General features: G+C 69.9%; 22 protein-coding genes and 1 tRNA gene. 7 read left to right on the top strand and 16 right to left on the bottom strand.

Translation table 11 applies throughout. The features are described 5' to 3' along the window. Nucleotides 1-63 precede the first annotated feature (63 nt). The 4 genes from DEJ06_RS08545 to DEJ06_RS18045 form a co-directional block, all read right to left on the bottom strand. A complete protein-coding gene (locus DEJ06_RS08545; protein ID WP_027466636.1) occupies nt 64-384 on the bottom strand; it encodes a hypothetical protein in 321 nt (106 codons plus the stop codon). Between the two features lie 175 nt (nt 385-559). Further along, complete coding sequence (locus DEJ06_RS08540) at nt 560-1,396, bottom strand: SGNH/GDSL hydrolase family protein (RefSeq protein ID WP_146245820.1); 837 nt, start codon at nt 1,394-1,396, stop codon at nt 560-562. Between the two features lie 29 nt (nt 1,397-1,425). Next, nucleotides 1,426-1,498 (bottom strand) — tRNA-Lys (locus tag DEJ06_RS08535). A gap of 53 nt (nt 1,499-1,551) precedes the next feature. After that, entirely contained in the window at nt 1,552-1,713 is a 162-nt protein-coding gene (locus DEJ06_RS18045) for a hypothetical protein (protein ID WP_017888098.1), read from the bottom strand. A gap of 127 nt (nt 1,714-1,840) precedes the next feature. Between DEJ06_RS18045 and DEJ06_RS08530 the strand changes: the two genes are divergently transcribed. The 3 genes from DEJ06_RS08530 (at nt 1,841) to DEJ06_RS08520 (ending at nt 4,473) form a co-directional block, all read left to right on the top strand. Then, nucleotides 1,841-2,470 (top strand): hypothetical protein, encoded by a 630-nt coding sequence (locus DEJ06_RS08530; protein WP_027466634.1) that lies wholly within the window; start codon nt 1,841-1,843, stop codon nt 2,468-2,470. Between the two features lie 531 nt (nt 2,471-3,001). Further along, nucleotides 3,002-3,601, top strand: coding sequence for an ECF RNA polymerase sigma factor SigK (gene sigK / locus DEJ06_RS08525; protein WP_111039031.1), 600 nt, complete (start codon nt 3,002-3,004; stop codon nt 3,599-3,601). Beyond that, on the top strand, nt 3,598-4,473 hold the full coding sequence (locus DEJ06_RS08520; protein WP_111039030.1) for an anti-sigma factor domain-containing protein: 876 nt from the start codon (nt 3,598-3,600) through the stop codon (nt 4,471-4,473). Before sigK ends, DEJ06_RS08520 begins: the two co-directional genes overlap by 4 nt. 184 nt (nt 4,474-4,657) lie before the next feature. Here the strand turns inward: DEJ06_RS08520 and pstB are convergent, their stop codons facing one another. The 9 genes from pstB to DEJ06_RS08475 all read right to left on the bottom strand — a co-directional run bounded on the left by pstB (nt 4,658) and on the right by DEJ06_RS08475 (nt 14,543). After that, complete coding sequence (gene pstB, locus DEJ06_RS08515; protein WP_027466631.1) at nt 4,658-5,437, bottom strand: phosphate ABC transporter ATP-binding protein PstB; 780 nt, start codon at nt 5,435-5,437, stop codon at nt 4,658-4,660. A gap of 49 nt (nt 5,438-5,486) precedes the next feature. Then, a complete protein-coding gene (gene pstA, locus DEJ06_RS08510) occupies nt 5,487-6,572 on the bottom strand; it encodes a phosphate ABC transporter permease PstA (RefSeq protein WP_111024123.1) in 1,086 nt (361 codons plus the stop codon). 13 nt (nt 6,573-6,585) lie between these two features. Continuing rightward, nucleotides 6,586-7,536 carry a phosphate ABC transporter permease subunit PstC gene (gene pstC / locus DEJ06_RS08505; protein WP_111039029.1) on the bottom strand — a complete coding sequence of 317 codons (951 nt, stop codon included), beginning with the start codon at nt 7,534-7,536 and terminating at the stop codon, nt 6,586-6,588. Between the two features lie 196 nt (nt 7,537-7,732). Next, the gene (gene pstS, locus DEJ06_RS08500; RefSeq protein ID WP_071404717.1) at nt 7,733-8,839 is read right to left on the bottom strand and encodes a phosphate ABC transporter substrate-binding protein PstS; all 1,107 of its coding nucleotides are present in this window, start codon (nt 8,837-8,839) and stop codon (nt 7,733-7,735) included. Nucleotides 8,840-9,126: 287 nt separating this feature from the next. Then, nucleotides 9,127-10,074 carry an NUDIX domain-containing protein gene (locus DEJ06_RS08495; protein WP_071404718.1) on the bottom strand — a complete coding sequence of 316 codons (948 nt, stop codon included), beginning with the start codon at nt 10,072-10,074 and terminating at the stop codon, nt 9,127-9,129. Further along, nucleotides 10,071-12,236: an RNA degradosome polyphosphate kinase gene (locus DEJ06_RS08490; protein WP_111039028.1), complete on the bottom strand. Its 2,166-nt coding sequence runs from the start codon at nt 12,234-12,236 to the stop codon at nt 10,071-10,073. Before DEJ06_RS08490 ends, DEJ06_RS08495 begins: the two co-directional genes overlap by 4 nt. A 116-nt stretch (nt 12,237-12,352) precedes the next feature. After that, nucleotides 12,353-12,946: a hypothetical protein gene (locus DEJ06_RS08485; RefSeq protein WP_111029055.1), complete on the bottom strand. Its 594-nt coding sequence runs from the start codon at nt 12,944-12,946 to the stop codon at nt 12,353-12,355. A gap of 83 nt (nt 12,947-13,029) precedes the next feature. After that, nucleotides 13,030-13,860, bottom strand: a complete 831-nt coding sequence (gene mshD / locus DEJ06_RS08480; protein WP_111039027.1) for a mycothiol synthase — start codon at nt 13,858-13,860, stop codon at nt 13,030-13,032. Continuing rightward, nucleotides 13,860-14,543, bottom strand: a complete 684-nt coding sequence (locus DEJ06_RS08475) for a response regulator transcription factor (protein WP_017888078.1) — start codon at nt 14,541-14,543, stop codon at nt 13,860-13,862. Before DEJ06_RS08475 ends, mshD begins: the two co-directional genes overlap by 1 nt. 136 nt (nt 14,544-14,679) lie before the next feature. Here DEJ06_RS08475 and DEJ06_RS08470 point away from each other — a divergent pair, with 136 nt between their 5' ends. The 3 genes from DEJ06_RS08470 to DEJ06_RS08460 all read left to right on the top strand — a co-directional run bounded on the left by DEJ06_RS08470 (nt 14,680) and on the right by DEJ06_RS08460 (nt 16,782). Beyond that, nucleotides 14,680-14,961: a hypothetical protein gene (locus tag DEJ06_RS08470; protein ID WP_128780538.1), complete on the top strand. Its 282-nt coding sequence runs from the start codon at nt 14,680-14,682 to the stop codon at nt 14,959-14,961. Between the two features lie 136 nt (nt 14,962-15,097). Continuing rightward, a complete protein-coding gene (locus tag DEJ06_RS08465) occupies nt 15,098-15,700 on the top strand; it encodes an FABP family protein (RefSeq protein WP_027466617.1) in 603 nt (200 codons plus the stop codon). Then, complete coding sequence (locus DEJ06_RS08460; protein ID WP_111039026.1) at nt 15,700-16,782, top strand: folate-binding protein YgfZ; 1,083 nt, start codon at nt 15,700-15,702, stop codon at nt 16,780-16,782. The genes DEJ06_RS08465 and DEJ06_RS08460 overlap by 1 nt, the downstream gene beginning before the upstream one ends. Before the next feature lie 95 nt (nt 16,783-16,877). Here the strand turns inward: DEJ06_RS08460 and DEJ06_RS08455 are convergent, their stop codons facing one another. Beyond that, nucleotides 16,878-17,651 (bottom strand): class I SAM-dependent methyltransferase, encoded by a 774-nt coding sequence (locus tag DEJ06_RS08455; RefSeq protein WP_111032326.1) that lies wholly within the window; start codon nt 17,649-17,651, stop codon nt 16,878-16,880. A 44-nt stretch (nt 17,652-17,695) separates the two neighbouring features. On the opposite strand from DEJ06_RS08455, the gene DEJ06_RS08450 reads away from it, so the two are divergent. Next, entirely contained in the window at nt 17,696-18,442 is a 747-nt protein-coding gene (locus tag DEJ06_RS08450; protein ID WP_071244006.1) for a phosphoglyceromutase, read from the top strand. A gap of 182 nt (nt 18,443-18,624) precedes the next feature. Here DEJ06_RS08450 and DEJ06_RS08445 read toward each other — a convergent pair whose 3' ends face one another. Both DEJ06_RS08445 and phoU read right to left on the bottom strand, forming a co-directional pair. Beyond that, on the bottom strand, nt 18,625-19,173 hold the full coding sequence (locus DEJ06_RS08445) for an AAA family ATPase (RefSeq protein ID WP_035809234.1): 549 nt from the start codon (nt 19,171-19,173) through the stop codon (nt 18,625-18,627). A gap of 50 nt (nt 19,174-19,223) precedes the next feature. Then, on the bottom strand, nt 19,224-19,892 hold the full coding sequence (gene phoU / locus DEJ06_RS08440) for a phosphate signaling complex protein PhoU (protein ID WP_027466613.1): 669 nt from the start codon (nt 19,890-19,892) through the stop codon (nt 19,224-19,226). Nucleotides 19,893-19,992: the final 100 nt, after the last annotated feature.

Genomic DNA, 19,992 nt, shown 5'->3' with positions numbered 1-19,992 from the left:
ACACGAAGAAGGCCCCGCCGGGTGTCCGGCGGGGCCTTCTGTGTTCGTGTCGGACGCCGGGCGTCAGCCGCGGCGCATCCGGAGTGCCTCGACCGCGAGGGACTCGGTCGCGTACCGGCCGACCTCGTGCGCCCACGCCGGGTCGTCGCCACGGAGCGCGATGAAGTCCTTGCGCTGCCGGCAGACGTAGCCGAGCACGGCGGTGGCCGTCGCGACCTCGATGAAGTCCTTGCGGATGTGGCGGGTCGTGACCTGGGCGTTGCGGCGGAGCGTGTCGAGCAGGAGCTCGTTGCTCATCGTCGTGTTGGTCGCTGCTGCGAGCTCGACGATGCGGCGCGCGTCACCGGTGGTGCTGGTCTGCGTGGCTTCGATGGGCTCGATCACGGTGTACCCCGTTCGTTCGTGGTGGTGCTGTGCTGCAGGATCCGGTGATCGGATCCGGGAACGACACTATCGGCGGCAGCCCAACAATCCGCTGAGGGCGGGCTGTGGTGGGCAGGGGATCTCCCATGAGCCCGCTGGGGACGGGTTGTACCCCGTTCAGGAGCAGACGGCGTCCTCAGACGCAGCTGGCGCTGCCGACGGGTCCGCCGAGGGCGTCGAGGGACTCGCTGACGCGGTCCGCCAGGTACTGGTAGCCGGCGTCGTTCGGGTGGCCGCCGTCGACGGCGGAGTACCCCGGGCTGTTGCTCGACGTGAACCACCTGCCGGCGAGGGCGTCGATGTACGGGACACCGGCGGCGGCGGCACCCGCGGAGACCGACGCGGCGACACCGACGGTCGAGTTCGCCCACGGCAGCGGTGCTGACGGGCCGAGCGCGACGACGACGGCGTCCGGCCAGGTCTGCTGCGCCGTGTGGAGGGTCCGCTCCACCGTGGCGCGGAGGGTGTCCGAGTCGACGAGCCAGTCGTTCTGACTTCCCTGCACGATCACGAGCTGGGGGTCGAACGCAGCGTGCCGCTCGAGGCGTGGCCCGTACGTGTAGTGCGACGAACCGGTCCGACCGGTGTCGACGTAGCCCGTGCCCGGGTACCCGTCGATCTTGGCCGTCCACCCACGGTCCTCGCTGAGGTCCTGTGCCCAGCCGCGGAGTCCGCTGGCCGAGCCCCGACCCGAGGTGTACGAGTCACCCACGATCAGGACGCGTGACCTGGGCTCGATCGCCGCGGCGACGCGGTCGGCCGAGACGCCGGGGGCAGCGACGGCCGAGGCCGAGGTCGACGAGGACACCGGCTGGCAGGCACTCGAGACGCTCGGCAGGATCAGCAGGAGTCCGGAGACCCCGAGTGCCATCGCGCCGAGGGCGAGTGTCGGCACCAGCTTCCGGCGGCGTCGGCGCATCGTCGCCGGGCCGGTGGGGGTGCCCGGCCGCTCGCGCTGCGATCGTCGGCCCATCGAGGACATTCTAGACAGGAGCTAGTGGGTGGGCCCCGTGGGGCTCGAACCCACGACCCTCGGATTAAAAGTCCGGTGCTCTACCAACTGAGCTAGAGGCCCTCACCCGCAAGGCTAGCGGGTGAGGGCCTCCGAGACGGAACCGTCTGACCGGGTCAGCCCCGGCGTCCGGTGAGCGTCCGCAGCAGCCACGCGATGACCGCGATGATCAGCAGCACGATGCCGACGTAGAGCAGGAACTTGAGGCTCGCAGCGAAACCGCCGACGAACAGCAGGATGACTGCGATCACAGCCAGGATGATGAGCAGGGCGTTCATGGATGGTCCTCTCCTTCACGTGCAGGGAGGAGCGCCTCCCTGCCGCAACACGGTACGCGTGGCGCAGCCGTTGCGTTCTGGGCGAACGGGACGCGGGCGTGTCACCGGCCGCGCCTACACTGCTGCGGTGCCTCGCGATCACCACCGTCCCGTCCACTTCACCGACGCCGAGTTCGCCGCCATCCAGGGCGGTGAGGACCCGGCGCTCGTGAACCGTGTCGCGCACGAGACCGCGAACGCCCTGCTGCACCGGGTGCGCGAGGACCCGGACCCGGCCGTGGTCGAGCGGCTCGTCACCTACACCGACGTGCACGGCATCGACGCCATCGCGGAACTGTGGGCACGGGTCGGGGCACACACGCTGCCGGGGGCGCTCTGGCGGGTGTACCTGGTGCGCATCGTCATCCGGCAGAACCCGGAGGAGATCGCGTACCTGTTCGAGCGGGGCACGGCGCAGATCGGCACGATCGACCAGGCGGTCGCGGGTGCCGAGGAGCCGACGGGGCCGGCGGAGATCCTGACGCTCGCCGACCGCATCCTGCACGGCCTGTACACGGGCGACCTCGCGGTGGCGCTCGACCGCGGGGCGTCGTTCTGCCGTCTGACCGCCGCCGGCGCGACCGCCGTGGCGGACGAGTCCGACCTGGTGGCATCCGAGCGCGCGAGCGAACTCACGACGCGGGCGCTCCGCCTGACGGAGCTGGCGGCCGACCTGACCGAGGCTGCGGCGCTCTGGCGCCGCGACAGCCTGGACTGAGCGAGCGGCGGGGCGGACCCGCACCGGGCCTCCAGGCCCGCGCAGCAGCGCGATGCCGCGCCAAGCCAGGGCCGCGCAGCAGAGGACCGGAACGGATCCGGGCACAAAAAGACCGGGCCGCAGAAGCGCCTCTCGGCGCGAGGCCGCTCGAAGCGGCGAATTTTGGAGCCCGGGGCTTGCTGCGGCCCGGCGAGACCAAGTCTACGAGACGTCGGCTGATCACTCGACCCTGTTCACTCATGGTGGACAGAACCGGCCCCGGGCGTGCCCGCGCGCACCCCGGTGCAGGCCCGCCGCGCCCATCCCGTCGAGAAATCCCGACCCCCATCCAATCCACAGCGGGGACCGCACCGAATCATCAGCGTGACGGACGGAATGCCCGTCACGAAGCGAGAGGCCCGGTGTGACCCGGACCGGCACCGCCGGTCAATTCCCTGTGGGTCACGCCGGCCCCTCGTCTCGACCGCCCATGCGGATGCTTCGTGCTACCCGCCTGGTCAACGAAAGCAACCGAGAGGAGGGAAACCTGCAATGCTTGCCCTCGTGGATAGCGACACCGAACGCTGGAGCTCGTCAGAGCCAGCTCAGGCATCGCCGGACGACCTCCTCGCCCAGGTCGCCGCCGGTGACCAAGCCGCCTTCGCGGACCTCTACGACGCACTCTCCGGTCGGGTCCTCGGTCTGATCACGCGCCTCCTCCGGGACCGCGCGCAGTCGGAAGAGGTCACACAGGAGGTCTTCCTGGAGGTCTGGCAGCAGGCCACCCGCTTCGACCGGAAGCGTGGGACGGCCGCCAGCTGGGTCCTCACCATGGCCCACCGCCGAGCGGTCGACCGGGTCCGTGCCTCGCAGTCGTCGCACGACCGCGACACCAAGATCGGCATCCGCGACCTCGAGGCCGGTTTCGACCAGGTCTCCGAGTCCGTCGAGATCCGCATCGAGCACGAGCGCGTCGGCCGAGCGCTGGCGAAGCTCACCGAGTTCCAGCGGCAGGCCGTGCAACTCGCGTACTACGGCGGCTACTCGCACAGCGAGATGGCCGAACACCTCGGTGTCCCCATCGGCACCGTCAAGACCCGTCTCCGTGACGGGATGATCCGACTCCGAGACGAGATGGGGGTGACCTCATGACCGAACGCCACGACGACCCCGCACTGATGACGGGTTCCCACGCACTCGACGCGCTGTCCGACGACGAGCGCGCGCTCCTCGAGGACGCCCTCCGGACGTCCCCCGAGCTGCAGGCCGAGAACGACTCGCTGCGCGAGACCGCGCTGCAGCTCGCCTACGCCGTCGCACCGATCGAGCCCCCCGCGTCGCTCAAGGCGTCGCTGCTGGCCCGGATCGCGACGACCCCCCAGGCTGCGCCCCTCGCCGACACGACGGTCGACCAGACCCCGGTTGCCGAGACCACCTCCGTCCAGGAGGCCCGTCACGAGCCCGCCAGGCACGTCGCCTCGATCGCCGACGGCCCCACCGCCGGTGGCCGGGCATCGTCCGAGGCCCGCCGCCGCTGGTTCCAGCGTCCGGCGGTCATGCTGACGGCCGCAGCTGCCGTCGCCGCGGTCTTCTTCGGCGGACTCGGCGTCGGGTCGATCTTCGACCCGAACGGCTCCGGCACCGGCACCACGCAGGCCTCGAGCGGCCTCGACCGCATCTACGCCGCCTCGGACTTCCAGCGCACCACCACCAAGGTCGCGGGCGGCGGTTCGGCGACGGTCGTGTGGTCGAACGACCTCGGCAAGTCCGCGGTGATCCTCGACGGTGTCGAGCAGGCGCCGAAGGGCAAGACGTACGAGCTCTGGTACATCGGCTCCGAGGAGCAGGGCGGCACCATCAAGTCGGCCGGCCTGGTCGACGGTGCGGCTGACGGTGTGCACTCCGCCGTGCTCAAGGGCGCGATGTCCGAGGGCGCGACGATCGGGATGACGGTCGAGCCCGAGGGCGGTTCCGAGCAGCCGACCACCTCGCCGATCATGGCGGTCCCCACCACCACGGCCTGACGCCTCGGGCGGTCCTGCTGGACTGCCACCGACGCAGAACGACGAAGCCGCTGTCACACGACAGCGGCTTCGTCGTTCTGCGTCCGCACGGCTCTCCGGCGCAACCACGAAGGCCCGGTGCGCGTCCGTGGCGGACGTGCACCGGGCCTCCAGGCCGTCCGTCAGTGCGACGGACGGATGCCGATCAACCGAAGCGGCCCGAGACGTAGTCCTCGGTGGCCTGCACGGACGGGTTCGAGAACATCGTCGCGGTGTCGTCGAACTCGATGAGCTTGCCGGGGGCGCCGGTGCCGGCGATGTTGAAGAACGCCGTCTTGTCGCTGACGCGCGACGCCTGCTGCATGTTGTGGGTCACGATCACGATCGTGAACTCCTTCTTGAGCTCCTCGATCAGGTCCTCGATGGCGAGGGTCGAGATCGGGTCGAGGGCCGAGCAGGGCTCGTCCATCAGGAGCACGTCCGGCTCGACCGCGATCGCGCGGGCGATGCAGAGACGCTGCTGCTGCCCACCGGACAGACCCATGCCGGGCTTGTCGAGGCGGTCCTTGACCTCGTTCCACAGGTTCGCACCCTGCAGCGAGCGCTCGACGATGTCGTCGGCCTCGGAGCGGGAGACGCGCTTGTTGTTGAGCTTCACGCCCGCCAGCACGTTGTCGCGGATCGACATCGTGGGGAACGGGTTCGGACGCTGGAAGACCATGCCGACCTGACGACGGACGAGCACGGGGTCGACGCCGGCGCCGTACAGGTCGTCGCCGTCGATCTTGACCGAGCCCTCGACCCATGCGCCGGGGATGACCTCGTGCATGCGGTTCAGGGTGCGGAGGAAGGTGGACTTGCCGCAGCCCGACGGGCCGATGAAGGCCGTGACGGTGCGGGGCTCGATGGTGATGTCGACACCCTCGACCGCCTTGAACTTCGAGTAGTAGACGTTGAGGCCGTCGACCTCGATGCGCTTGGACACGTTGATCCTTCTGGGTGGGTGGTGTCGCTGGTTCCGCGGGGGCGGAGGGTCAGCGGCTGAGCTTGGGGGCGAAGAGACGGGTGATGAACCGGGCGAGCAGGTTGAGCAGCATCACGATCAGGATGAGCACGAGGGCCGCGGTCCAGGCCCGGTCGACGAACGGCACCGGGTTGGCGCCCTGCTGCGAGTACTGCGTGTACGCGTACACCGGCAGGGTCATCATCGGGTCACGGAACAGGTTGTAGTTCATGCTCGCGGTGAAGCCGGCCGTGACGAGCAGCGGGGCGGTCTCACCGATGACGCGGGCGATCGAGAGCATGACGCCGGTGGTGATGCCGGCGAGGCTGGTGGGGAGCACGACCTTGAGGATCGTGAGGTACTTCGGCACCCCGAGGGCGTACGAGGCCTCGCGGAGTTCCATCGGGACGATCTTCAGCACCTCTTCGGTGGAGCGCACGACGATCGGGATCATCAGCACCGACAGGGCGACGGAGCCGACCAGGCCGAAGCGGGCACCCGGGCCGAGGAACAGCGCGAAGAGCGCGTAGGCGAACAGACCGGCGACGATCGACGGGATGCCCGTCATGACGTCGACGAAGAACGTGATGCCCTTCGCCAGTGCGCCGCGACCGTACTCGACGAGGTAGATCGAGGTGAGCAGGCCGATCGGCACCGAGATGAGCGCCGCGAACAGCGTGATCTCGAGCGTGCCGATGAGGGCGTGGACCGCGCCGCCGCCCTCGGAGATGACCCCGCGCATCGAGTACGAGAAGAAGTTCGCGTCGAAGCGGGCGACGCCCTTGGCGATGACCGTCCAGAGCAGCGACACCAGCGGCAGGACCGCGATGACGAACGCAGTGATGACGAGCGAGGTGACCAGGCGGTCGACCGCCTTGCGGCCACCCTCGACGATGCGCGAGATGACGACGATGAGGACGTCGAACAGGACCGTGCCGAGGAAGATCGCGGCGACGACGTTGAAGTCCTTGACGGCGCCACCCGCGTTGAGCAGGGCGAAGACCAGGACGAGGGCGACCCAGCTGCCGACGAGCAGCAGCCACGGGACGGAGGCGTGCAGCTTGCCGTTGGCGTAGACGTTGCCGGCGGTGCCGGTCTGACGGAGCGCGAGGGACATCGGGTGCGACCTCTCAGCTGACTCGGCTGCGGACGATGTACCGCGCGAGCATGTTGATGACCAGGGTGATGACGAAGAGGATCAGACCCGACGCGATGAGCGCGTTCAGTGCCGTACCGGATGCCTCGGCGAACTGCAGGGCGATGTTCGCGGCGATCGTCGAGGGGTTCTGCGACGTCAGCATCTGGAACGTGACGTTCGTCGAGACCGACAGCACCAGCGCGATCGCCATCGTCTCGCCGAGAGCACGACCGAGGCCGAGCATGATCGCGGAGACGATGCCGGACTTCGCGAACGGCAGGACCGACAGGCGGATCATCTCCCAGCGGGTCGCGCCGAGGGCCAGGGCCGCTTCCTCGTTGAGGGTCGGGGCCTGCAGGAAGATCTCACGCATGACCGCGGTCATGATCGGGATAGCCATGACGGCGAGGACGATCGACGCGGTCAGGATCGTACGACCGGTGCCGGACACCTGGCCGGAGAACAGCGGGAACCAGCCGATGTACTCGTTCAGGAACACGTAGAACGGCTTCACCAGGGGCGCCAGCACGGCGATGCCCCAGAGGCCGTAGACGACCGACGGCACGGCGGCCAGCAGGTCGATCACGTAGCCGAGGACCGGCGCGAGTCGACGCGGCGCGAAGTGCGAGATGAAGAGGGCGATCCCGAGGGACAGCGGCACGGCGATCACGAGCGCGATGAGCGCGGACCAGACGGTGCCGAAGACCAGGGGGCCGACGAAGTCCCAGAAGTTCGTGGCCTTGCCCGGCAGCTCGCCGACCTTGGCGGAGAAGGCCGGGATGCTCTGCCAGACGAGGAACGCTGCGACGAGCACGAGCACGAAGAGGATGAGGCCGCCGGCGATGACCGAGGCGGCGGAGAAGACGCGGTCGCCGACACGGACGACGGGCTTCGGCTTGATCGGGGTGACGGTGGCCCCTGGCTGGGCCGGTGCGGTCGTCATGGGGTACTCCTGTCGGAGGAACGCCGGGGGAGGCGACGGGTTCTGGGGTGGTGGTGCGGTGTCCGGGCCGTGGGCCCGGACGGGTGCGCGTCCGGGTGGGTCCTGGACGGGTGCGCGTCCGGGTGGTGTCCTGGACGGCTGAGTGCCCGGACGCCGGTCGAGTGGGTGGGACCGGCGTCCGGGCGCTCAGGGGGCCTTACTTGATGGAAGCGACCGCGTCCTTGGCCTTCGACGCGAGGTCGGAGGAGAGGGCGGCCGACTTGGCCTCCTTGGCAGCGGCGTCCTGAGCGGCGCTCGAGACGACGTAGTCGAGGTAGCCCTTCACGAGCTCGGCCTTGTCGGCGTCCTTGTACTCCTGGCACGCGATGGCGTAGGAGACGAGGACCAGCGGCCAGGCGCCGTCAGCGGTGTCCTTGCGGTCGATGTCGATCGCGAGGTCGTTGTCCTCACGGCCGGTCGCGATCTTCGAGTCGGCGACGACCTGCGCGGCACCGTCGGCCGAGATCTCGGTCGCCTTGTCGCCGACCATCAGCTTCGCGCGGTCGAGGTCACCCGCACCGGAGTCGTCGATGTAGGTGATGGCGTTGGTGGCGTTGCCCATCGCGGAGGCGACACCGGAGGTGCCCTTCGCGCTGTCACCGACCGAGTACGGGAAGGTCTGGCTGGGCTCTTCGGTCCAGACGTCCGAGGCGTTCGCGGAGACGTACTCCGAGAAGTTCTGCGTGGTGCCCGAGTCGTCGGAGCGGTGGACGACCGTGATGTCGGCGTCCGGCAGCTTCGCGTCCTTGTTCAGGTCGGCGATCTCGGAGTCGTCCCACTTGGTGATCTTGCCCGAGAAGATGCCCGCGATGGTCTTCGCGTCGAGGGTCAGGTCGCTGACGCCGTCGACCTTGTACGCGATGGCGATCGGGGAGATGTAGACGGGGATGTCGATGCCCTTGGTGTCCGCCTTGCAGGACTCGAACTTGCCCGAGAGCTCCTCGTCCTTCAGCGCGGCGTCCGAGCCGGCGAAGTCCGCGGCACCCGACATGAAGTTCTCGCGACCAGCGCCCGAGCCGTCCGGGGTGTAGTTCACGGTGACGCCCGAGGCCTCGTTCTGGAAACCGGCGGCCCAGGTGGCCTGCGCGGTCTGCTGTGCCGACGAGCCGGAGCCGGTCAGGGTGCCGGAGAGCTTCGAGTAGTCGCTGCCGCTGGTGGAGGAGGACTCGGTGCTGCCCGCGTCCTCGTTCGCCGCGCACGAGGAGAGCACGACTGCGCCGGCGATCGCGATTGCTGCGATCGAACCGATTCGCTTGATGTTCACAGGGGTCCCTTCGGGAATGGAATGCAGTGGGACCACTGCGGTCCCTGGGCCGGTGCCGACCCGGGAGCGACTGTAGGGACGTGAGGTGACCGCAATCACCCCCGCTGGTGAACGGAAGGTGAACGAGGGGTTGTCCACGTCGGGGCGGCGTGCGCCGCACCCGCGCAGGGAGCAGGATCGGGGGCACTGTGCGCTCGTTCGGAAGATGCGCACGCATGATCGCGGACGAGCGGTCGGGAGGCCCGGATCGCGTTCCCGGGCGCGGCGCGGCCCCGTCGCGTGGCCGGTTACGCCGGGATCGTGTTGCGGTGCGTCTCGACCGCGACGAGGGTGTCCCCCGCGATGTGCATGACGGAGAAGTCCCCGACCGACAGCATCGCGGCGCGGCGCAGGTCGAAGCGACCGGAGTCGTCGGCGGTCGCGGTGGCGATCCGGGCGATGATGTCGGGCAGCACCGGACCGTGCGAGCAGAGGACCGCGGTCTTGCCCTTGTCGAGCCGGCGCCGGACGACGCCCTTGACGTCGGCGGCGCCGCGGTCGTGGGCGTCCTGGCTGATGTCGGCGGTGCTCGAGACCCCGAGCTTCGTCGCGGCGGAGAGCGGCTCGACGGTCGCGAGGCACCGCGCCGCCGTGCTGCTCACGATCTTCTTCGGGCCGAACGCTGCGACCGGTGCCGCGGCGGCCTTGGCCTGCGAGCGGCCGACGGGCAGCAGCGGACGGGTGGCGTCGGGGCCGTCCCAGTCCGAGCCGGGCACCGTCTTCGCGTGGCGCAGGGTGATCAGGGCGAACGTGCGGTGCTGTCCGGCGGCGGCGCGTTCGGCGAACCGGTCGAGGATCGCGACGTCCCGCTCGTACGTCAGGCGGTTGCGGGCGTCGTCGATGGTGACCCACTCCAGCGCCGCGACCTCGTGGTTCGGCACGAAGGCACCGGCGCGGGCGTACTCCTTGGCCGAGACCCGGGCCGCCCAGTAGTGCACGACCTTGTCGCGGCCGTTCGGCAGCACGTACTCAGCGGTGCCGAGCGGTGCGCCGAGGTGGACGCGGTACCCGGTCTCCTCGTCGATCTCGCGCACGGCGGTCGTCGGGACGGCCTCGCCCGGGTCCACCTTGCCCTTGGGTAAGGAGACGTCCTTGTGGTGGTCGCGGTGGATGAGCAGCACGAGGGGTGTGCCGTCCTGTTCGCGCCAGACGACCGCACCCGCAGCGACGACGGGGCCCGAGGGACCGCCGCTCACCGAGTCGAGCGCTTCCGGGCCGAGATCTTCCGCATGGTCACATTCTGCACGTCCTCGAGCGGACGGCCCGCATCGTCCGTGGAGTGCCGTGTCCACTCGCCGTCGGACTCCAGGTGCCACGAGCTGGCGGTGTCGGCCATCGCCAGGTCGAACATCTCCTGGACCTCGTTGATGTGGTCCGGGGCGACCAGCCGCACGAGCGCCTCGACGCGTCGGTCGAGGTTGCGGTGCATCATGTCGGCGCTGCCGATGAACACCGCGGGGTCGCCGTCGTTGTGGAATGCGAACGCACGGGAGTGCTCGAGGTAGCGCCCGACGATGCTCCGCACGCGGATCGTGTCGCTGACGCCTTCCATGCCCGGCTTGAGCGAGCAGATGCCGCGCACCCAGACGTCGATCGGCACACCGGCCTGGCTCGCCAGGTAGAGCGCGTCGATGATCTGCTCGTCGACCATCGAGTTGACCTTGATCCGGATGCCCGAGGGCTTGTCGGCCCGGGCGTTGGCGGCCTCGGTCTGGATGCGCTTGAGCAGTCCCTTCCGCAGGTGCAGCGGTGCGACGAGCAGGCGCTTGAACTTCTTCTCGATGGCGTAGCCGGACAGCTCGTTGAACAGGCGGGTGAGATCCTTGCCCACGGTGTCGTCCGAGGTGAAGAGCCCCATGTCCTCGTAGATGCGCGAGGTCTTGGGGTTGTAGTTGCCCGTGCCGATGTGGCTGTAGTGCTTGAGCGTCCCGCCCTCCTGCCGGATGACGAGCACGAGCTTCGAGTGCGTCTTCAGCCCGACCAGGCCGTAGACGACGTGCACGCCGGCCTTCTCGAGCTTCCGGGCCCAGGTGATGTTGTTCTGCTCGTCGAAGCGGGCCTTGATCTCGACCAGGGCGAGGACCTGCTTGCCGGCGGCCGCGGCGTCGATGAGCGCTTCGACGATGGGGCTGTCGCCGGAGGTGCGGTACAGGGTCTGCTTGATCGCCAGGACGTTCGGGTCGGCCGCGGCCTGCTCGAGGAACGCCTGCACGCTCGTGGCGAAGGACTCGTAGGGGTGGTGGACCAGGACGTCGTTCGCCTTGATCGCACGGAACAGGTCGGGCTTCGTGTTCGGTTCACCCGGCTGGAACTGCACCGGGGTGGTCGGCACGTGCTTCGGGTAGTGCAGGTCCGGACGGTTGATCTTGGAGATCTCGAACAGTCCGCCGAGGTCGAGCGGCGACGGCAGCCGGAAGACCTCTTCCTCGGTGATGTCGAGTTCACGCACGAGCAGGTCGAGGGTCACCGGGTCCATGTCCTCGGTGATCTCGAGGCGGATCGGCGGACCGAACCGGCGGCGCAGGAGCTCGCGCTCGAGGGCCTGGATGAGGTTCTCGGCCTCGTCCTCCTCGATCTCGACGTCCTCGTTGCGGGTGACCCGGAACACGTGGTGCTCGAGGACCTCCATCCCCGGGAACAGGTCGTCGAGGTGGTTCGCGATGAGGTCTTCGAGCGGGATGAAGCGCATCCGGCCGGAGTTGTCGTCGGGGAGCTTGATGAAGCGGGAGAAGTTCTGCGGCACCTTGAGGCGCGCGAACTCCTGGCGCTGCGACTTCGGGTTGCGGACCCGCACCGCCAGGTTGAGCGAGAGCCCGGAGATGTAGGGGAACGGGTGCGCCGGGTCGACGGCCAGGGGCATGAGCACCGGGAAGATCTGCTCGTTGAAGTACTCCCGCATCCGCTGCCGGTCGGCTTCGTCGAGGTCGGACCAGTGCTCGATGTGGATGCCCGCGGCGTCGAGGTCGGGCTTGAGCGACCCGATGAAGGCCTGGGCGTGCCGGTCCTGCAGCTCGTGGGCCTTCTTCGCGATGTCACGCAGGACGTCGCTGGGAGCACGGCCGACGTTGGTCGGGACGGCGATGCCGGTGTCGATGCGGCGCTTCAGGCCGGCGACGCGGACCATGAAGAACTCGTCGAGGTTGGACGCGAAGATCGCCAGGAAGTTCGCCCGCTCCAGCAGGGGCTGCGTGCGGTCTTCGCCCAGCTCGAGCACGCGCTGGTTGAACCGCAGCCAGCTCAGCTCGCGGTCGAAGTAGCGGTCCGTCGGCAGTGACTCGTGCTCGATCTCGATGACTTCGTCGAAGTCGTCGAGGTCGGGTGCGACGGATTCGCCGTCGAGCTGCGGTTCGGTGTCCATCCCCACATCCTGCCACCCGGCCCCTGCCACCGGAGGGGCCTCGGTGGACGCTGTGGAAACCGGTGGTGAACCGTTCGGTTGTGCAGGAACGGCCGCGACGGACCGAGGTGCTGCGCTCAGCGCGCGAAGACCTGCACGAACGCGCCCCACTGCGCCGGCGCCCGCTGCTCGAGCCACGCGCAGAACTCGGGGTAGGCGGCATCGATGGACAGGACACTGATCACCCCGCGCTGGCCGTGCACCTTGACGTCCAGGCCGCCGAAGCGGTTCGTCGTGGGCCGGATGTGCTTGATGGCAGCGGGGTCGACGGTCCGGGCGGCACGGAACATCGGCGTGACGACCAGCTGCGAGTCGTACGCCTCGACCCGGCGCCGCTTCTGCCCGACGCCCAGGTAGACGAACAGCAGCCCGAACAGCCCGATGCCGAGACCGCCGAGGAGCATCCCGATCGCCTCGGGGTCGTCGAGCAGGGCGAGTGCGGCCAGCAGGAAGAACCCGCCGACCACGATGAAGACGATCCCGATGATCCGGAGCAGCAGGTAGTTCCACCGGCGAGCGCGGACGGTGAAGAGCACGCCGTACGCCTCGTCCCCGACGACCGCCGACGGGGGGCGCTTCCGGTCGCTCTGGCGGACGAGTGCGGTGACGACGGCGGGGATGGCGACCATCGCGGCCATCGCGAGGAACACCGGCGACGGGTTGAAGTTCACCGCCCTGCCCCCGAGCGTGTGTCCGGACGTCGTCGTTCGATGGGCGATCCGCCCTGGTCCCCCTGGATCATGGGCGCAGCGTATCAGTGACCTGAGATTTGCTCCGGCGCCGCGTACTGCACGTCGATCGCGTGCTGGGTGAACCCCGAGCGCCGGTACAGCGCCAGCGCCGGCTCGTTGTCCCCCTCGACGTACAGTGCGGCGGCGGTCAGGCCGCGGCCGCGCAGCCGATCGGTGCCCGCACGCATGAGCACACCGCCGAGTCGCTGCCCCTGCAGGTCGGGCCGCACGGCGACGGCGTAGAACTCGCCGATGCCGTCCTCGACCTTGAGCCAGCACGAGCCCGCGAGCTGCCCAGAGGCGTCGCGGAGCAGCAGCAGGTCCTCGCCGGAGAACCAGTCGTCGGCCTCGCGGGCGTGCAGGTCGTCGAGCGTCATCCGCCCCTGCTCGGGGTGGTGGGCGAAGGCGGCGGCGTTCAGCGCGAGCCAGTCGGTCTCGTCGTCGGTGCCGGGGCGGAACGCCGACAGCGAGTAGCTGTCGGGCAGCGCGACGTCCGAGTCGGCGGCGACGTCGGAGTCGGCGACGGGCGCCCGGAGCTGCAGCAGCGTGCGGACCGCGCGCCAGCCGAACCGGTCGGCCAGCGCTCGCGCTGCCGGGTTGTCCCCGTGCGCCCACGCGAGCCGGGGAGCGGCCCCGCCGCCCAGCGCGAGTGCCTGCGTCACCAGGGCCGTGCCGATGCCCTGGCCACGGGCCTCCTGGGCGACGACGAGTTCCAGCTCGCCGTCACGGACCACGGCGACCCCGTGGTCGACCGTCAGGACGGTCGCGCGCCCGGCGCGGACGTCCACCAGGGTCTGGTCGGAGAACGGGGGAGCCTCGCCGGGGGCGACGAAGCTGCCGAGATCGGGGAGCACTACTGCCCCATCAGGCGCTCGGCCTCGTCGTCGTAGACGTTGAAGCGGTACCCGACGTTGCGGACGGTGCCGATGAGCGACTCGAGGTCGCCGAGCTTGGCGCGCAGCCGTCGGACGTGCACGTCGACCGTGCGGGTGCCACCGAAGTAGTCGTAGCCCCAGACCTCGCTGAGCAGCTGCTCGCGGGTGAAGACGCGTGACGGGTGGGTGGCGAAGAAGCGCAGGAGCTCGAACTCCTTGAACGTCAGGTCGAGCGGCCGGCCGCGCACCTTGGCGGAGTAGCTGGCCTCGTCGATGACGACACCGGACGCCTGGATCTTCGAGCTCGTCTGGCCCTTCGCCGCACGACCGGCGGACAGTCGGATGCGGGCGTCGATCTCGGCCGGGCCCGCGCTCTCGAGCACGACGTCGTCGACGTTCCAGTCGCTGTTGACAGCGGTCAGCCCGCCCTCGGTGACGACGAGCACGATCGGTGTGGTCGACCCCGACGAGGCGAGGATCTTGCACAGGGCCTTCGCGCTGACCAGGTCGGTGCGGGCGTCCACGAACATCAGGTCGCTCTGCGGGGCGTTGACCAGCTGTGCGGCCTCGGCCGGCACGTGGCGGATCCGGTGGCTCAGGAGGCCCAGGCTCGGCAGGACGTCTCCGGGCGCGGTCGAGGTGAGTACCAGGAGCTGTGCCACAGGACCTCCGGAGGTGGATGACGTCGTGGAGACATCCTAGTGATGCTCGGGAAGGACTCATCCGGCCGGACGGATTGCGCGTCATCCCGCACCGCACGGTGCGTGCGCTCCGCACGTCCCTGCCATGATGGAGCGCGTGACCGAGCCCGTGCACCCCACCGACCAGCGTCGCCTGCGGCTGACGTCCGTCCTGCCGGTCTGGGTGCTGGCGGTCGTCGGGGCCGTGCTCGTGCTGACCGTGGCCGAGCGCGACGCCTTCGCCTGGCTGCTGCTCGTCTTCGTCGCCTGCGTCATGGTCAGCTTCGTGCTGCAGCTCATCACCGCCACGAAGGACGGTCTGGTCGAACGGATCAGCATCGCGTCGTCCGGGGCGTTCGTCGTGGTCCTCGTCACCGCGGTGGTGCTCCTGGCGCGTTGAGCCGAGCCGCGTAGACTCCGAGCATGGATTCGCTGCTTGCGCTCGAGCTCTTCTACGTCGGCCTCCTCGGCCTGGCGTCGCTCGCGATCGCGTTCATCTCGGTGGTCGTCGTCGTGAAGCTGTTCAAGGGCCAGCGTTGATCGAGCTGCCCGAGGGCCTCGCCCCCGAACTGGTCCCGCTGTCGTGGCTGGTCGGCGTGTGGGAGGGCACCGGCGTGGTCGAGTACCCGGTCGGTGACGACGACGAGGTCCGGAACTACGAGTTCGGCCAGCGCGTCAGCTTCAGCCACGACGGCCTGCCGTACCTGAACTACTCGTCGACCACGTGGCTGCTCGACGACGACCACACCCCGCTCGCCGCCGAGATGGGCTACTGGCGGATCGACCGTCCGACCGAGCCGGGCGACCGCGGCCCCGCGATGCTCCTGGGCGACGGGCCCACGCCCTTCAGCACGGTCGAGAGCGTCGAGGCACTCCGCAACACCACGGACGGCTTCGACGTCGAGGCCGCGATCATCCACCCGACGGGCGTCAACGAGCTCTACGTCGGCCGGGTGCTGAAGGGCCGGATCGACCTGTCGACCGACGCCGTGCTGCGCTCGCCGAACGCGAAGGACTACTCCGCCGCGACCCGCCTGTACGGACTGGTCGAGGGCAAGCTCTTCTGGGCGTGGGACATCGCCGCGCTCGGTCGCGAACTCACCTCGCACGCCTCGGGGCAGCTCGCGAAGGTCGACTGATGTCGGTGTTCGCCGCGCGTGACGGCTTCGTCGCGGCCGCCTCCGTCGCCGCGCACTTCGGCAACCCGATCGGGGAGCAGCGCCTGCTGACCCGGGGGCGTGCCGTCGTCGAGCTCGGACTCGGTGTCGTCACCGTCTCCGGACCGGACCGGTTGTCGTGGCTCAACTCGATCACCTCGCAGCAGCTCACCGGGTTGCCGACCGGTGTCAGCACCGAGACGCTCGTCCTCGACCAGGCCGGACGCGTCGAGCACGCGGCTCGCGCCGTCGACGACGGTGCGACGGTCTGGCTGCTCACCGAGCGCGCTGACGCTGCGCCGCTCGCCGGGTGGCTCGACTCGATGCGCTTCATGCTCCGGGTCGAGGTCGCCGACCGCTCCGCCGACTTCGTCACCCTCGGCTGGTTCGGGGCGAGCGCCCCGTTCGCGTCCGTCGAACTGCCGGAACCGCCCGTCGCCGAGTGGGTCGACCCGTGGGGCGCCGTCACGCCGGGCGGATGGGGCTACGCCGACCAGGAGGCCCACCCCGGCTCCGACTGGACCCTCCGCATCGCCGTGGTCACCCCCGGCACCGCGACCGCGATCGTCGCGTCCGACGTGCCCGTCGCGGGGCTGCTCGCGTACGAGGCGCTGCGGATCGCCGCCTGGCGCCCGACCCTGTCCGACGTCGACGAGCGGACGATCCCGCACGAGCTCGACTGGCTGCGCTCCGCCGTGCACCTGTCGAAGGGCTGCTACCGCGGGCAGGAGACCGTCGCCAAGGTCCACAACCTCGGGCACCCGCCGCGTCGGGCCGTGCTGCTGCACCTCGACGGGTCCGACGGCGTGCTGCCAGTGCCCGGAACCCCGGTGCTGCTCGACGACAAGCAGGTCGGACGGCTCTCGGCGTCGGCGATCCACCACGAGCTCGGTCCCATCGGGCTCGCCGTGGTCAAGCGTTCCCTCGACCCCACCGCGACCCTGCGGCTCGAGGCCGACGACGTCGTGGTGACCGCGGCGCAGGAGACCATCGTCCCGCCCGAGGCCGGTGCGACGGCGAACGTCCCGCGCCTGCCCCGGCTCGGAGCCGTCAAGCGCTCCTAGCTCCCCGTTGGCGGTCGCAAAACACCGGTGTTCGCCGGTCGCACCGCGGTTTGCGGGTGTTCGGAGCGCGAACACCGGTGTCTTGCGTCGCAGCGTCAGGCAGGCTCGACGGCCGACCACGGGACGCTGAGCTCGCCGAGCCGCCAGCGCGTCACCCCGTGCAGCACCGGCCAGCCGCGGTCACGCATCCCGCGCACCGTGGCGATCCACCGCTGCCGGGGCCCGTACGTGCCGAGCGGAGCCGCGACCGCCCACGACAGGTCGAGGTCGCGCAGGAACGCGTGCACCCGCTCCCCGGGCACGTTGCGGTGGATCAGGGCCTTCGGCAGCCGCTCGGCGACGATCGAGGGTACGTCGAGCCCGGCGAGCCGGAGCGACACCGTGAAGGTGTGCGGCGCGACGTCGTCGAGTGTCACCCACGATGCGACCCGGCCGACCTCGTTGCAGGTCCCCTCGACGAGCGCACCGCCGGGCTGCAGCCGGTCCTGCATGATCCGCCACGACCCGACCACCGCGGACTCGTCGTACTGCCGGAGCACGTTGAACGCCCGGATGACGGCTGGCCGGCGCTGCCCGGGCGTCGGGGTCTCGAAGCCACCCAGGCGGAACGTCACGCCGTCGCGGGTGCCTGCGTTCGCGAGCGCGACCCGCGAGGGCTCGATCTCGATGCCGGTCACCTCGACGTCGGGTCGGACGGCCGCCAGCCGGTCGCGCAGCTCGAGGGTGGTGGTCGGTGAGGCCCCGTAGCCGACGTCGGCGACGAGCGGGTCGTCCGTCCTGCGCAGCACCGGCAGGGTCGCGATCCACCGGTCGACGCGGCGGAGCCGGTTGTACCCGGTCGTCCCGCGCGTCACGTTCCCGATGGGCATGCGTCAAGGGTACGGGGCCGGTACCGCTCGGTAGACTCGGAGGCATGACCTCCACGCTCGTCCTGCTCCGTCACGGCAACAGTGACTGGAACCAGAAGAACCTGTTCACCGGTTGGGTCGACGTCCGGCTCAGCGAGCTGGGCGAGAAGGAGGCGAAGCGCGCCGGCGACCTCATCGCCGAGTCCGGCATCGTCCCCGACGTCCTGTACACCTCGCTCCTGACCCGTGCGATCCAGACGGCGGACATCGCGCTGCTGCAGGCCGACCTGGCCTGGCTGCCGGTGAAGCGCGACTGGCGCCTCAACGAGCGCCACTACGGCGACCTGCAGGGCAAGGACAAGGCCCAGACCCTCGCCGAGTACGGCGAGCAGCAGTTCATGGAGTGGCGCCGCTCGTTCGACGTCCCGCCGCCCCCCATCGCCGACGACGCCGAGTGGTCGCAGTTCGGTGACCGTCGTTACGCCGAGCTCGGCGACCAGCTGCCCCGCACCGAGTCGCTCAAGCTCGTGATCGACCGTCTGCTGCCGTACTGGGAGTCCGACATCACGAAGGACCTCGCCGCCGGCAAGACCGTGCTGGTGACGGCCCACGGCAACTCGCTGCGGGCGCTCGTGAAGCACCTCGACGGCATCTCCGACGACGACATCGCCGGCCTGAACATCCCGACGGGCATCCCGCTGGTGTACGAGCTCGACGACGACTTCACGCCGACGAAGCCCGCGTACTACCTGGACCCCGAGGCCGCCGCAGCCGGCGCCGCCGCCGTGGCCGCCCAGGGCGCCAAGAAGTAGCACCCACGCACGAACGCCCCGTCCGGCATCCGGGCGGGGCGTTCATGCGTGTGGGGCTTCGCGAAAGCGACAGTGGGTCGCGAACGTTCCGCCGACTCCTGTCGCTCTGCCAGGAGGAACGGATCGCCCCGTCGACGACCTGTCGCTTCGGCAGCACGGTCGGCTCGACGAGCCGTGGCTGGTCAGACGAAGTGCGACGCGATCTCCTGCACCAGGGCGCCGACGTCGTAGGGCTTCGTCGTGTCGACCCGGATCACCGGCACGCCGGGAAGACCGACGGGCCGGGCGTCGTCGCCGTGCTCGTCCCAGAAGGCCAGCACGTCGGCCAGGTCCCCGTGCACCTCGTGCCGCACCGGCACGGTGCCCGGTTCGTACCGGTCGCGCAGCCGCTGCTCGGCGGTGGCGCGGTCCGTGTCGCACCACACCTCGACGGCGCGAGGCGACCCGGCGGACGCGAGTCCGGCCTCCAGGAGGTCCCGGTCACGCGACGGCAGCCAGACGGCGTCGAGGACGACCCCGTTCTCGACGGCCCGCGCCATGGACCACATCGTGTCCATCGCGATGCCGCCGAGCGGGCGCGAGGCGATCATCGGGCCGACGACGTCGGCGAGCGGCTCCTTGATGCGGTCCTTCGACAGGAACGGGCAGCCGAGCACCTCGGCGAGTGCCGTGCCGATGCTGCTCTTGCCGGAACCGGGCATGCCGTTGACGATGATCGCGACCTGGGCCATGCCACGATCCTCGCAGACCGATCGGGCCGGGTCAGACCGTTCGGTTCGGGTCAGACGGCCGCGGTCGAGGTGGACGCGCCGGTCCAGTCGCCGGTGGCCAGGTACTCGACCTTCTTCGCGATCGAGACCGCGTGGTCGGCGAAGCGCTCGTGGTAGCGGGAGGCGAGGGTGGCGTCGACGGTGTCGATCGGACCGCCCTTCCAGGCCTCGCCGAGCACGAAGTCGAAGACGCTGGCGTGCAGCTCGTCGACGGCGTCGTCTTCGTCGCGGATCTCGGCCGACAGCGCGATGTCCTCGGTGGCGAGCAGCCGCGTGAGCTTCTGCGCCATCGCGACGTCGTGCCGGCCCATCTCCTTGAACGTGCTGCGGAGGCCCTTCGGCACGACCTTCTCGGGGAAGCGCTGGCGGGCGAGCTGCGCGATGTGCTCGGCCATGTCGCCCATGCGCTCGAGCGAGGAGCTGACGCGCAGGGCGGTGACGACGACGCGCAGGTCGCGGGCGACCGGTGCCTGGCGGGCGAGGATGTCGATCGCGATCTCGTCGAGGCTGTTCGCGGCGAGGTCGATCTTCTCGTCGTCGGCGATCACCTCTTCGGCGAGGGCGACGTCGGAGTCGCTGAAGGCCTGCGTGGCTCGGGTGATGGCGGACTCGACGAGCCCGGCGATCTCGGTCAGTCGCTCCTGGACGTCCTGGAGTTCCTGCTGGAAGACTTCGCGCATGGGGGAGTACCTCTCTCTGCGTACCGGACGAGTGTCGTCAGCCCAGGTGAACGAATGGTGACGCGGGGCTGAACGCTTCGCGTTCTGGCCTTCCGCAGAC

It is taken from the genome of Curtobacterium sp. MCLR17_051 (genome assembly GCF_003234395.1).
Lineage (GTDB): Bacteria > Actinomycetota > Actinomycetes > Actinomycetales > Microbacteriaceae > Curtobacterium > Curtobacterium flaccumfaciens.
The sequence above is the reverse complement of the archived record's forward strand: the minus strand, read 5'-3'. Positions and strand labels throughout refer to the sequence as shown.

What these genes read in the sequence shown, in the direction of transcription:
- DEJ06_RS08540 (WP_146245820.1), bottom strand. Translation starts at nt 1,396, where the DNA reads ATGGGCCGACGATCGCAGCGCGAGCGGCCGGGCACCCCCACCGGCCCG.
- DEJ06_RS18045 (WP_017888098.1), bottom strand. Translation starts at nt 1,713, where the DNA reads ATGAACGCCCTGCTCATCATCCTGGCTGTGATCGCAGTCATCCTGCTG.
- sigK (WP_111039031.1), top strand. Translation starts at nt 3,002, where the DNA reads ATGCTTGCCCTCGTGGATAGCGACACCGAACGCTGGAGCTCGTCAGAG.
- DEJ06_RS08520 (WP_111039030.1), top strand. Translation starts at nt 3,598, where the DNA reads ATGACCGAACGCCACGACGACCCCGCACTGATGACGGGTTCCCACGCA.
- pstA (WP_111024123.1), bottom strand. Translation starts at nt 6,572, where the DNA reads ATGTCCCTCGCGCTCCGTCAGACCGGCACCGCCGGCAACGTCTACGCC.
- pstC (WP_111039029.1), bottom strand. Translation starts at nt 7,536, where the DNA reads ATGACGACCGCACCGGCCCAGCCAGGGGCCACCGTCACCCCGATCAAG.
- DEJ06_RS08490 (WP_111039028.1), bottom strand. Translation starts at nt 12,236, where the DNA reads ATGGACACCGAACCGCAGCTCGACGGCGAATCCGTCGCACCCGACCTC.
- DEJ06_RS08460 (WP_111039026.1), top strand. Translation starts at nt 15,700, where the DNA reads ATGTCGGTGTTCGCCGCGCGTGACGGCTTCGTCGCGGCCGCCTCCGTC.
- DEJ06_RS08455 (WP_111032326.1), bottom strand. Translation starts at nt 17,651, where the DNA reads ATGCCCATCGGGAACGTGACGCGCGGGACGACCGGGTACAACCGGCTC.
- DEJ06_RS08450 (WP_071244006.1), top strand. Translation starts at nt 17,696, where the DNA reads ATGACCTCCACGCTCGTCCTGCTCCGTCACGGCAACAGTGACTGGAAC.
- DEJ06_RS08445 (WP_035809234.1), bottom strand. Translation starts at nt 19,173, where the DNA reads ATGGCCCAGGTCGCGATCATCGTCAACGGCATGCCCGGTTCCGGCAAG.
- phoU (WP_027466613.1), bottom strand. Translation starts at nt 19,892, where the DNA reads ATGCGCGAAGTCTTCCAGCAGGAACTCCAGGACGTCCAGGAGCGACTG.